Genomic DNA, 11302 nt, shown 5'->3' on the forward strand with positions numbered 1-11302 from the left:
AACGCCGGCGGAGCGCACCGCGACTCACCCCACGGGGTCGTCGTCCACCTGCTCCAGGCCATCCTGTTCGGCCTCCCACCGGGCGACGGCAGCGCGCTCCCGGCGGTCCCCCTCGACGATGTGCTTCATCATCACGATGAACAGCCACAGGATTCCCACCGTGGGCAGCAGGGCTGCCACGTAGGGCCATACCGATGCGAAAAAGTCGTTCATCATGCCTCCGGCTTGGTGTGGGGGAACAGGATGGTCTCGCGAATACCCACGCCGGTGAACAGCATGACCATGCGGTCGAGACCGAAACCCATTCCTCCCATCGGCGGGGCGCCGTACTCCAGCGCCCGCAGGAAGTCCTCGTCCAACTGCATCGCCTCGGGGTCGCCCGCCGCGGCGGCGAGGGACTGCTCTGTCAGCACCTCCCGCTGCACGATGGGGTCGATCAGCTCGGAGAAGGCCGTCGAACGCTCCACCCCGCCGATGATCAGGTCCCACGCCTCGATGAGGCCCGGCTTGCTGCGGTGCGGACGCGCCAGCGGCTGCGCCGAGGGTGGGTAGTCGCACAGGAAGGTCGGCTGCACCAGTGTGGGCTCGACCAGCTCCGAGAGCAGCTCGAGCACGATCTTCTCCGCACCCCAGGCGGGGTCGAGCTCCACCTCGTGGCGGGCCGCGAGCTCGCGCAGCGTGGCCTCGTCGGTCTCCGGGGTCACCGAGGCGCCGACCGCCTCGGACACGCCCTCGTACACCGGCAGCCAGCGCCACTCGCCGTCGAGGTCGATCTCCCCGGCGGGGGTGCTCAGCACGCGCGACTCGAGCAGGCCGGCCTCGATGAGGGCATCGGCCACCACCAGGTACATCTCCTGCATGAGCTCGGCCATGGTGGTCTGGTCGCCCCAGGCCTCGTAGGCCTCCAGCATCGTGAACTCGGGGCTGTGGGTGGAGTCCACGCCCTCGTTGCGGAAGATGCGGCCGATCTCGAAGACCTTCTCCACCCCGCCCACGACGGCCTTCTTGAGGTTGAGCTCCAGCGCGATGCGCAGGGTCATGTCCTGGTTGAAGGCGTTGAGGTGGGTGGTGAACGGTCGGGCCAGGGCGCCACCGTGGATGAGCTGCAGGACCGGGGTCTCGATCTCGACGTAGCCGCGCTCCTCGAGGAAGCGGCGCACCGTGGAGGTGATCAGCGAGCGCGTGAGCACCATGCGCCGGGCCTCGTCACGCACGATGAGGTCCGCGTACCGCTGGCGGACGCGCTGCTCCTCGGACAGGTCCTTGTGCAGGGTGGGCAGGGGGCGCAGGGCCTTGCTGGCCAGCTGCCAGTCAGTGGCCATGACCGACAGCTCGCCGCGGCGGCTGCAGATGACCCGACCGGTGACCGACACGATGTCGCCGAGGTCGATGAGGGACTTCCACTCGTCGAGGGCCTCCTGGCCCACCTCGGCCAGGGACAGCATGGCCTGGAGGCGCTCCCCGGTACCGGCCTGCAGGGTGGCGAAGCAGAGCTTGCCGGTGTTGCGCGAGAACACCACGCGCCCGGTCACCGAGACGACGTCCTGCGTCTCCTCCCCGGTCTCCAGGTGGCCCCACTGCTCGCGGACCTCCTCCAGGGAGTGCGTCCGCGGCACCTCCACCGGGTAGGCCTGACCGCCCGCATCCAGCACGGCGGCACGCTTCTCCCGGCGGATCCGCATCTGCTCGGGCAGCTCGTCGGCGGCCAGGGGCTTCTCGACGGCACCGTCGGGCGACGTCGAGGGGTTCTGCGGAGCGGCGGGATCAGAAGTCACACGGCCATTTTACGGGTCATGCCCGGTGCCGACGCTCGTGGGCGAGCAACCATTCCTTCGTCTCGACACTTCCGGCATAACCGTGCGCAGCACCGCTGGCGCTGACCACCCGGTGGCAGGGCACGATCACCGACAGCGGGTTGCGGGAGTTGGCCGCCCCGACGGCCCGGACGGCGGTCGGCCGGCCGATCGCGGCAGCCACCTGGCCGTAGGTGCGGGTCTCCCCGGCGGGGATCATGCGGAGCTGCTCCCAGACGGCCTGCTGGAAGTCGGTGCCCTCGGCCCGGGTGGCCAGGGAGAACTCGACGCGCTCGCCGGCGAAGTACTCCTGGAGCTGGGTCATCGCATCGGTGAAGGCCTCTGGCGCGCAGGGCCCGAAGGTGGAGCGGTCGGGCGCGGGCGTGTGGTCGGGCCAGTAGAGCCCCTCGAGCACCTGGCCGTCGCCCACCAGCGTCACCTGGCCGACGGGGGTCTGGAGTATCCGGTGGCACCGCTGGGGCGGGTGGTCGGTGGCTGTCTTGTCGGTCATGTCTTCTCTCCTCGTCCGTGCGGGGCGGCGGTCTCACCCTCGTCCCGCGGCAGGTGGTTGATGGGGTGGTCGTGTGCAGACCAGAGGTACTGGACGGCGTAGGCCCGCCAGGGGCGCCAGGCCTCCGCGGCTGTGGACGAGCGCCCGCCGAGGCTGCCCGTCCCCAGGCGTTCGGCCGCCCGCACCACCCCGAGGTCCGTGGCGGGGAAGGCGTCCGGGTCCCCCAGACAGCGCAGGGCGACCATCTCGGTGGTCCACGGCCCGATGCCGGCCAGGCGGCCCAGCGCCTCCCGGGCGGCGGCGCGGTCGGCCCCGGGTGAGAGGTCCAGCGTGCCGGTGCTCACCGCATCGGACAGGGCGAGAACCGCCCGCACCCGCGCACGCGGCATCGGCAGGTAGGGAGCACCTGCGAGCGACGCGGCGCAGCGGGCCGCGACCGTCGCGGGCCGGGGGAAGATGTGGGTCAGCCCCAGCGGGCCGGCCACCGCGTCCAGGGCGGGCGGGAGCGGTGTGCCGATCTCCTGCACCAGTCGACCTGTGACGGTGCGCGCCCCGGCGGTGGACACCTGCTGGCCCAGGACGACGCGGACCGCCTGTTCCGGGCCGTCGGTGCAGTGCGGCACACGCCGCCCCGGTGCGCTCGCGACCAAGGGGCCGAGGTGGGGGTCGGCGGCGAGCACCGCGTCGACGGCCACGGGGTCGGCATCGAGGTCCAACCAGTGGCGCACCCGGGCGACGGCCGCGGTGAGGTCGGCGGGGTCGAGGAGGCTGAGCACGACGTCCAGGTGTGCTGCCGCGGCGTCGGGCGGACGGACCGAGACGACGCCCGGTGAGCCCGGGAGGTCCAGGGTGCGGTGCAGGGCGCCGGCCTGCCATGTCTCCACCCCCGGGACCGCGGTTGCCGCGAGGTGGCCGAACAGCTGCTCGGGCTCCAGCGGGCGCCGGAAGGCCAGGCGGAGCGGCAGGGTGAGCACGGCGCCATCCGGTGCGGGATCGGCCCCAGCCGATGCGAGGTGCGCCCCCGCCCGTTCCGCCGCCCGCCGGCGCCCGCGGAGCTCCCGGATCTCGCGGGGCGTGGCCGCGTAGGCCTGGCGCGTCACCTCGTTGAAGCTGCGAACGGACCCGAAGCCGGCCGCGAAGGCCACCTGGGTCAGGGGGAGGTCGGTGGTCTCGAGCAGCAGGCGGGCCGTGTGCGCGCGCTGCGCCCGCGCCAGCGCCAGGGGGGTGGCCCCGGCCTCGGCCAGCAGGAGGCGCTCCACCTGGCGCCGCGAGTAGCCCACCGCGCGGGCCAGACCGTCCACCCCCTCGCGGTCCACCAGGCCGTCGCGGATGAGGCGCACGGCCCGGGCCGCGGTGTCCGTGCGCAGATCCCACTGGGCCGACCCCGGGGTGGCGTCCGGACGGCAGCGCTTGCAGGCCCGGAACCCGGCGGCCTGCGCAGCCGCGGCCGTGGGGTGGAAGCTCATGTTCTGCGGCTGCGGCGTGCGTGCGGGACAGCTGGGGCGGCAGTAGATGCCGGTGCTGTGCACGGCGGTCACGAACTCGCCGTCGAACCGCGCGTCGCGGCTGGCGACGATGCGGCAACAGGCGGCGTGGTCGGTGTGCACGCCCCCAGCATGCACCGCTGGCGGCGGTCGCGCTGGCAGGAATGCGACATCGCGGTGGGGTGGGGCGGACGGGGCGGGCACCCACATGGCGGGCGTGGCGGCGCCCACGGGCCGGGTCTCAGCCCTGGTGGGTCCCCTCATCGGTCTCCAGGCCCAGCTCGCGGAGCAACTCACGCGCCGCCGGAGGGGTCTCGATGCGGGCCGCCACCGCATGCCGCGCCGCCGCTCGCTCGAGAGCCACCAGCACCTCGGCCAGCGGGTCAGCGGCGTCGACGGCCGCAGCCTGTGCGCGCCAGCGCGGGGTGTCCCACCGGCTCACCGGGCCCGAGGGGGACGTGCCGGTCGGCGCCTCACCGCTCCCCAGGGCAGCCTCCAGCGAGACGCGCAGCAGGGGCCCCGCCACCGCATCGGGGTCGTCGACCCCACCGGCGGCCAGGGCCTGCCGGACGGTGGTCACGAGGGCCGCGACCCCCTCGGTGGCGGCGGTGACGGCCGCGTCGTGGCGGGGGAGGTCCACGGCCTCCAGCCGCAGCGGGGTGGCACCCAGCTCGAGCACGAGCGACTGCGCCACCGCATCGACCTCCACCGGGCAGAGGTGGCAGACCACGGAGTCGGCGAGGCGCTCCACGTCCTGCCGCTCACCGCTGAAGACCATCGCGGGCTGGAGCGAGACCCCCAGCACCGGCACCCCCGCTGCGAGGACGGGGCCGAAGAGCTCGACGCCCACCCCGGGGACGGTGTGCACCAACAGCTGGCCCTGCCGCCAGACCCCGGCCGCGGTGAGGCCGGCCACGAGCCGGCCGGCGTCCTGACCGGGGATCGCGACCAGCACCAGGTCGGCCTCGCGGGGCACCTCCTCCGGCGAACGCCGGATGCTGCGCGGGAGCAGGGCGGCGGCCCGCTCCGCGCCGGCATCGCCCACCGAGTGCGCGACCACGCGGTGGCCCGAGCGCTCCCAGGCGGCCCCGAGAACAGCACCCACGCGCCCCGCACCGATGATGCCGATGCGGAGCCGCGGGGCGGGGAACTCGGAGTCGCCGAACATGGCGGGAACCTTACGCGGCGCGGGAGAGGGCGAGCGCCCCGCATCGGGCGGGCTGGGGGTGTGCGGAGGTGGCGCGGCACAGGCGGGGGCCGACGGGCGCGGAGGGTAGGGGGGCCGCGGTTGCGGAGACGTCAGGGGCGCGCAGGCATCAGGGGCGCGGGGTGGTCAGGAACCGGTGGACGGTCTCGGCCCACAGGCGGGAACCCGCATCGGAGGGGTGGAGGTCGTCCACCAGCAGCGACTCCACGTCGCCGTGGTCGACGAACGCCCCGTGGACGTCGATGACGGGGAGGTCCCGGGCGCGGGCCACCTGCTCGACGGCCTCCCGGTTGGCGCGCGAGTGCTCCACCGAACCACCCAGGGCGGGGTTCTGTGCGATGACCCCCACCGGCGCGTCCGGGTAGTCCTGCGCCAGACGGTCCAGGAGCTGCCGCATCTCGGCGACCTCCTGCTCACGAGTGCCGTTGTGGCCGAAGCTCACCAGGACGAGGTCGGCCGCATCGGGCAGCAACCGGCGCGCGAGGGGGTAGGCGGGGCGCGCACCGGCCTGTGAGGCGTTCACGATCGTGACGTGGCGGTCGCCGTCCCCGAGGGTGAGGGGGTCGTCGGTCCACCGCTCCTCGCCGGGCACCCAGTCGCGGTAGGTGACCTCCGCACCCTCACCGGCCATCCGGGCGGCCCACAGGGCCACCCACTCCGTGCGCTCGTCGCCGGTGGAGTCGCCGACCACCAGCAGCGTCACGTCGTCGGCGCCCGCCCGCTCGGTCAACTCGTGGGCCACCTCCCCGGCGGTCCCGGTCGCTGCGGCGTGCGAGCTCTCGCTGGCACGGGTGGCCGCGTCGACCTCCGTGCCGGAGGTCGTGCGAGGGATGTCCTCCGGCTCGTCGGCGTCGCGCTGGTTCCACAGCACCAGGGCAGCCGTGGCCAGCAGTGCCACTGCGACCACTGCGACGGTCCGCGTCCGCCGTGAGGAGTTCTGCATACCCCGAGCGTATGCCGGCTCCGGGGGCGGGGGTGCCAGGGGTTGCGGTAGTCCTGGGGGGTGGTGGTGTGGGTCTGGCCCGGACGGATGGTCCACTGCACGGTGCCGTCGGCGGCCACGACCGCGTCCCAGCAACGCTTGGTCTCGCGGGTGTGCCCACGACACGACAGGCACTGCAGGTCCCGCACCCAGTCGGCCCGTGTGGAACCCTCAGGGGGTGATCACCTGGGACTGGCAGTCGCCCCACGACGGGGTCCGGCGCACGGAGCTGGAGAGCCCGGTCGAGCCGTCCGTGCTCATCGAGGCCGTCGACGCCGAGCTGGCCGCAGGCGCACGCCGGGTGGAGGTGCTCCTGGACCCCTCCCGCCGGGACCTCCGCCGCCTGACCATGCGCGCCGGGCTGCGCACCGAGGGCACACTGCGCGCCTTCGTGGGTGACTCCCCGCAGGGCGACCGCCTCCTCGCCTCCCGCGTGGCCACCGACCCGCCACGCCTCTCACGCGAGGGGCGCCTGGGCGTGCTGGACAGCTCCCTGCCGGTCAAGCGCGTGATCGCGCAAGGGGTGATCACCGACGGCCAGGGGCGGGTGCTGCTCTGCGAGCTCACCTACAAGCCCGAGTGGGACCTGCCCGGCGGCGTGGTCGACCCCGATGAGGGGCCCTTGCAGACTGTGGTCCGCGAGGTGCAGGAGGAGCTGGGCATTACCCTCGCCCCCCGCGGCCTGCTCAGCGTGAACTGGCTGCCGCCCTATCGCGGCTGGTCCGATGCCCTGCTGTGCGTGTTCGATCTCGGCGAGCACCCGGACCTCATCGAGCAGGCGACCCTGCAGCCCTCGGAGATCGCCGCCCTGCACTGGTGCACGCCCGACGAGGTGGCCGCGCACGCCGCGCCGTACGTGGCCCGCCACCTGGCGCAGGTGTGGGGCGGGACGACCACGCGCCGCTCGACGACGTACCTGTCCGGCGGCGAGCCGGACCTCCCCTGACCCCCTTCTTGATGGGGTGACTCACCCCTCGCGGAGCCGCTCCCGGTACCGCGCCGCGGCCTCCCGGTTGCCGCAGGTGGTGCCACAGAAGCGACGCGACCGGTTGCGCGTCAGGTCCACGAGCACCCCCTCGCAGCCCTGGGCACCACAGGTGGCCAACCGGTCCCACTCACCGGCCCGCAGCACGTCCGCGAGCGCCATCGCCGCCTCCACCGCCATGCGGGCCGCCAGGGCCGCGTCCGGCGGGACGGCGTGGAAGTGCCAGCCGTAGTCGTCGTGGCGGACCAGCTGGGGCAACGCCCGGTGCTCCCGCAGCAGGTCGTTGACCAGGACGGCGGCCTCATCGGGCGTGGCAGACCAGAAGATCCGCAGCCGTTCGCGCAGCGCGTGCACGTCGGCGAGCTCCTCGGGGGTGCCGTCGAAGCGGCCGGTCCACTGCCACTCCTGCTCGAAGGCGCGCAGGTCGGCCGCATCGGCCAGCCCGTCGGGCTCCCCCGGGCGGGCAGCGGTGTTCACCAGCGCCGCGGCGGACTGGAGGGCGTCGTCCGTGTCATGAGTAAAAGCCATGTTGACCCATGAGCCTAGCGCACCGTAGCCTCACGGCCACACACACCGTCATGTTCTACGCGCCGTCTTGCTCCTGATGCGGGGAGACCCCGCACAGGCGCCTGCCCCGCGCGCCACCCGCGCCCCGCAGCACCCCAGAGCCACCGCACCACCCCGCCCCCCGCGGCGGCCACACTCCGAGGAGGGATCTCCATGGCCACCACCACCACGAACGCCGTCTCCCCCACCATGGGGGCCCTGCGCCGCACCCGCGCCCGCTTCGCCCGCCGTGGCCTCTCGACCTCCCCGGGCAACGGGGGCGGCCTGGCCCTGGCGATCATCTCGGCCATGGCATTCGGCCTCGCCGGACCGCTCGGCAAGCCGCTCATGGATGCCGGGTGGTCCCCCGCCGCCGTCACCAGCGGCCGGGTGCTCTTCGGTTCCCTTCTCCTGGCCCCCGCGACGCTGCTCCTGCTGCGCGGCAAGTGGCACCTCGTGGCCCAGCAGCGGTGGCCGGTGCTGGCCTACGGCGTACTGGCCGTCGCGGGGGCCCAGCTCTGCTACTTCCAGGCCGTCACCCGCATCCCCGCCGCCGTCGCGCTGCTGCTCGAGTACATGGGCGTCGTGCTGGTCGTCCTGGTGATGTGGGCGCGCACCGGACGCGCGCCCGCACCCCTCACCCTCGCCGGCATGGGCGTGGCTGTCGGGGGCCTGGTGCTGGTGCTCGACCTGAACAGCACGGGCCTGGACCCCATCGGCGTCCTGTGGGGCCTGGCCGCCGCCGTCGGCCTGGCCACCTACTTCCTCGTCGGCAGCTCGGTGGACAAGGACCTGCCCGCCGTCGCCGTCGCCGGCCTGGGCATGTTCGTCGGTGGCCTGACGCTCCTGGTGGCCGGCCTGTTCGGCATGCTCTCGCTCTCCACCTCCACGGCGCCCTCCACCATCGGATCGCTGGAGGTGCCCTGGTGGGTGGGCGTCGCACTGCTCGGGCTGGTCTCCGCCGGGCTGGCCTACGGCGCCGGCACCATGGCCACCCGCCGGCTCGGCGCCACGGTCGCCTCCTTCGTGGGGCTCACCGAGGTGCTCTTCACCGCCCTGTTCGGGTGGTTGCTCCTCGGGCAGCACCTGGGGCCGGTGCAGCTGGTCGGCGGCGCCGTGGTGCTCGGCGGCATCGTGCTGGTGAGGGCCCAGGAGGCACGGGAGCTACGGACCGCCGCACGCCGTGCCGAGCGCGAGACGGCCGCACACGACGCCTCCCAGCCGGAGCCCGCGCGGACCGCCTGACGCGTCAGGCCCGTTCGGTGCTCGTGCGCCCGAGCGCCGGCGTCGACCGCCCCGGGGACGGCTGACGGCTCCCGCCCTCGCCACCGTCCTCCCCGTCCTCGGGCGGCACCCGGCAGAGCCACTGGCTGACCTGGCCGACGATCGCCAGCAGCCCGAAGGTGCCCACCTGGAGGCCGGTGCGCAGGAGGTCCTCGCGCACGCTGGGCACGTCGGCGTTGGGCAGGCCGGCCACGAACAACCCCGAGAAGGCCCCGGCGAGCGCCGCCCCGGCCCAGGCGGCCGCGATGGCCGCCACCACGATGATCCGCGCCGTCTGCGGCGACGGCGCGCGATGCCGGATGCGCTCCTCCCGCGGGTTCGGCCCCCGGCCGCGGGCCCGGGAGGTCCGCCACACCCACAGGGCCGCGCCCAGCAGCACGAGGCTGAAGACCACGTCGAGCACCATGCCCAGCACCGCCCGCACGGGGACGGCGTTGCCCTGCCCCAGCCACCAGCTGGCCAGCGCCCACCCGACCACCCCGGCGGCCAGAAAGGTCAGCAGGAGCTGCCCCGGTCGGGTACCGGGGCCGCCGCGCCGGGGGTCACCCCCATCGGGCGGGCCGGACCGCGGGGAACGGCTGGCGCGGTCGTCGCGGCGGGTGCCGTCAGCCCCGTCGACGTCGTCGGGGAACTGCGCGTCGCGGCTCATGCTCGTCCTCCTCGGGTCAGTGCCGGCCAGGGCGGGCCGGACCGCACCCCGTCCTGGTCGAGCTCGGCGAGCCACTGGGAGACCGGGCGCCCGTCGAGCTCCGCAACGGGGTCCACGGCCAGCCAGGGGCCCAGCACGAAGGCGCGCTCGGAAGCCCGCGGGTGCGGCAGGTGCAGACCGACTCCCTCCGGGACGCACCGCACCTCGGTACCGGCCCGCGGGTCGCCGTGCTGGATGAGGTCGAGGTCCAGCGTGCGCGCCCCCCACCGGACCTCGCGGGTGCGCCCGTGACGGGCCTCGATGCGGTGCAGGGCGGCCAGCAGGTCGGCGGCGGCCAAGGTGGTCTCCACCCGCGCCACGGCGTTCAGGTACACCGGCTGCTCCACCCCGCCGACGGGGTCGCTCTCCACCAGGGGCGACAGGCCGACCAGCTCCACCCCGGGGAGCTCGGCCAGCTCGCCGACGGCGGACGCGAGCGTGCCCGTGGCGTCGCCGAGGTTCGCCCCCAGGGCGACCACGGCGGGCACCCGCTGGTCGCGCACCCCGGTCACCGAGACGTCGGCGAAGGGCACGGTGATCGGCGCCTGCGGCTTGTGGACGGTGACCTCCAGGCGGGGGCAGGCCCGCCCGCCGGGGAGCTGCTCCACCGCATCGAGGAGGCGTTCAACGAGGGTCTCCAGCAGGTCCACCGGCTCACCGGCCAGGACCTCCACGAGCGCCTCGGCGGCCTCGCCGTAGTGCAGGGTGGCCGAGATCTCGTCGCCACCCCCGGCCCCCACCGGGAGGTGCGCGACGAGGTCGACCACGAACTCCTGGCCGTCGCGGCGCTCGTGCTCGAACACACCGTGGTGCCCGTGGGCACGCACGCCGGCCAGCCGGATCACCGGTCCGGGCACATCACGAGCCATCTCAGGCACCCCCGCCCGGGGTCGCGGCGGACGTGTCCGGGGTTGCGGCCCGTCCGGCGAGGCGCAGCACTCCCAGTGCGTCCACCGTCCCCTGCACGTCGTGCACGCGGACCGACCACGCGCCGGCCTGAGCGCTCAGCACCGAGGTGGCGGCCGTGGCCAGGTCACGACCGACCGGGGGCAGCGGCTGGCCGCCCTGCGCGGCGGAGCCCTCCCGCACCTGCCCCAGGAAGCCCTTCCGCGAGACGCCGATGAGGGAGGCGCACCCGAGCCCCGTCGCCCCGCCGACGAAGCGCTCGATCTCACCGAGCAGGCGCCAGTTGTGTGCGGCGGTCTTGGCGAACCCGAACCCCGGGTCCAGCACCACGTCCTGCGCCCGCACCCCCGCCGCGACGGCGCGGTCCAGCTGGCGTGCCAGCTCGTCCAGTACCTCGCCGGTCAGGTCGTCGTAACGGGCGCCGCCGTACATGTCCTGCGAGTGCCCCCGCCAGTGCATGAGCACGTACGGGACCTGCGCCTCGGCCACCACCCGGAACATGTCCGGGTCGGCCTGACCGCCGGAGACGTCGTTGATGAGGGAGGCCCCGGCCTCGATCGACGCGGCGGCAACGCTCGCCCGCATCGTGTCCACCGAGACGCACCACCCCTGCTCGGCGAGGGCGTGCACCACCGGCACCACGCGGCGCAGCTCCTCGTCCTCGGGCACCCGGTCGCTCCCCGGCCGCGTGGACTCCCCGCCCACGTCGAGCAGGTGGGCCCCGGCCGCGACGAGCTCCCGGGCGTGGGCGACGGCCGCATCCCGCTCGGCCCAGCGGCCCCCGTCGCTGAACGAGTCCGGCGTGACGTTGACGATCCCCATCACCAGCGGCAGCCCGTCGGGGTCCACCGGCAGCCCCGCGGCGCTCGGGCGGGGCGACGGTGAGGGCTGAGTCCGGGTGCCGACCATGGCCCGG

Annotated in this window: 12 protein-coding genes; 2 read left to right on the top strand and 10 right to left on the bottom strand. The window is 74.5% G+C overall.

What is annotated here, in order from left to right; genetic code table 11:
- Window positions 1–24: 24 nt before the first annotated feature.
- The 6 genes from KSED_RS12055 to KSED_RS12080 all read right to left on the bottom strand — a co-directional run bounded on the left by KSED_RS12055 (window position 25) and on the right by KSED_RS12080 (window position 5938).
- Entirely contained in the window at window positions 25–216 is a 192-nt protein-coding gene (locus KSED_RS12055) for a hypothetical protein (RefSeq protein ID WP_237699534.1), read from the bottom strand.
- Window positions 213–1775: a lysine--tRNA ligase gene (lysS, locus tag KSED_RS12060; RefSeq protein ID WP_015780357.1), complete on the bottom strand. Its 1563-nt coding sequence runs from the start codon at window positions 1773–1775 to the stop codon at window positions 213–215. Before lysS ends, KSED_RS12055 begins: the two co-directional genes overlap by 4 nt.
- A 16-nt stretch (window positions 1776–1791) precedes the next feature.
- On the bottom strand, window positions 1792–2304 hold the full coding sequence (locus KSED_RS12065) for a methylated-DNA--[protein]-cysteine S-methyltransferase (RefSeq protein ID WP_015780358.1): 513 nt from the start codon (window positions 2302–2304) through the stop codon (window positions 1792–1794).
- On the bottom strand, window positions 2301–3911 hold the full coding sequence (locus tag KSED_RS12070; protein ID WP_015780359.1) for an AlkA N-terminal domain-containing protein: 1611 nt from the start codon (window positions 3909–3911) through the stop codon (window positions 2301–2303). The genes KSED_RS12065 and KSED_RS12070 overlap by 4 nt, the downstream gene beginning before the upstream one ends.
- Window positions 3912–4029: 118 nt before the next feature.
- Window positions 4030–4956 (bottom strand): Rossmann-like and DUF2520 domain-containing protein, encoded by a 927-nt coding sequence (locus KSED_RS12075; RefSeq protein ID WP_015780360.1) that lies wholly within the window; start codon window positions 4954–4956, stop codon window positions 4030–4032.
- 148 nt (window positions 4957–5104) lie between these two features.
- Window positions 5105–5938, bottom strand: a complete 834-nt coding sequence (locus KSED_RS12080; protein ID WP_041290959.1) for an SGNH/GDSL hydrolase family protein — start codon at window positions 5936–5938, stop codon at window positions 5105–5107.
- Window positions 5939–6155: 217 nt separating this feature from the next.
- Between KSED_RS12080 and KSED_RS12085 the strand changes: the two genes are divergently transcribed.
- A complete protein-coding gene (locus KSED_RS12085; protein WP_015780362.1) occupies window positions 6156–6923 on the top strand; it encodes an NUDIX domain-containing protein in 768 nt (255 codons plus the stop codon).
- 21 nt (window positions 6924–6944) lie between these two features.
- Here the strand turns inward: KSED_RS12085 and KSED_RS12090 are convergent, their stop codons facing one another.
- Entirely contained in the window at window positions 6945–7490 is a 546-nt protein-coding gene (locus KSED_RS12090) for a CGNR zinc finger domain-containing protein (RefSeq protein ID WP_015780363.1), read from the bottom strand.
- A gap of 192 nt (window positions 7491–7682) precedes the next feature.
- Here KSED_RS12090 and KSED_RS12095 point away from each other — a divergent pair, with 192 nt between their 5' ends.
- Entirely contained in the window at window positions 7683–8753 is a 1071-nt protein-coding gene (locus tag KSED_RS12095; RefSeq protein WP_015780364.1) for an EamA family transporter, read from the top strand.
- 4 nt (window positions 8754–8757) lie between these two features.
- Here KSED_RS12095 and KSED_RS12100 read toward each other — a convergent pair whose 3' ends face one another.
- The 3 genes from KSED_RS12100 to folP are packed head-to-tail and all read right to left on the bottom strand — an operon-like array spanning window position 8758 to window position 11295.
- Window positions 8758–9441, bottom strand: coding sequence for a DUF3180 family protein (locus KSED_RS12100; protein ID WP_015780365.1), 684 nt, complete (start codon window positions 9439–9441; stop codon window positions 8758–8760).
- On the bottom strand, window positions 9438–10349 hold the full coding sequence (folK, locus tag KSED_RS12105) for a 2-amino-4-hydroxy-6-hydroxymethyldihydropteridine diphosphokinase (protein ID WP_041290960.1): 912 nt from the start codon (window positions 10347–10349) through the stop codon (window positions 9438–9440). Before folK ends, KSED_RS12100 begins: the two co-directional genes overlap by 4 nt.
- A 1-nt stretch (window position 10350) precedes the next feature.
- On the bottom strand, window positions 10351–11295 hold the full coding sequence (folP, locus tag KSED_RS12110) for a dihydropteroate synthase (RefSeq protein WP_015780367.1): 945 nt from the start codon (window positions 11293–11295) through the stop codon (window positions 10351–10353).
- Window positions 11296–11302 lie beyond the last annotated feature (7 nt).

This window comes from Kytococcus sedentarius DSM 20547 (genome assembly GCF_000023925.1).
Taxonomy (GTDB): Bacteria; Actinomycetota; Actinomycetes; order Actinomycetales; family Dermatophilaceae; genus Kytococcus; species Kytococcus sedentarius.

Excerpts from the sequence above, each read along its gene's own strand:
- KSED_RS12055 (WP_237699534.1), bottom strand. The coding sequence starts at position 216 with ATGATGAACGACTTTTTCGCATCGGTATGGCCCTACGTGGCAGCCCTG.
- KSED_RS12065 (WP_015780358.1), bottom strand. The coding sequence starts at position 2,304 with ATGACCGACAAGACAGCCACCGACCACCCGCCCCAGCGGTGCCACCGG.
- KSED_RS12075 (WP_015780360.1), bottom strand. The coding sequence starts at position 4,956 with ATGTTCGGCGACTCCGAGTTCCCCGCCCCGCGGCTCCGCATCGGCATC.
- KSED_RS12080 (WP_041290959.1), bottom strand. The coding sequence starts at position 5,938 with ATGCAGAACTCCTCACGGCGGACGCGGACCGTCGCAGTGGTCGCAGTG.
- KSED_RS12090 (WP_015780363.1), bottom strand. The coding sequence starts at position 7,490 with ATGGCTTTTACTCATGACACGGACGACGCCCTCCAGTCCGCCGCGGCG.
- KSED_RS12095 (WP_015780364.1), top strand. The coding sequence starts at position 7,683 with ATGGCCACCACCACCACGAACGCCGTCTCCCCCACCATGGGGGCCCTG.
- KSED_RS12100 (WP_015780365.1), bottom strand. The coding sequence starts at position 9,441 with ATGAGCCGCGACGCGCAGTTCCCCGACGACGTCGACGGGGCTGACGGC.
- folK (WP_041290960.1), bottom strand. The coding sequence starts at position 10,349 with ATGGCTCGTGATGTGCCCGGACCGGTGATCCGGCTGGCCGGCGTGCGT.
- folP (WP_015780367.1), bottom strand. The coding sequence starts at position 11,295 with ATGGTCGGCACCCGGACTCAGCCCTCACCGTCGCCCCGCCCGAGCGCC.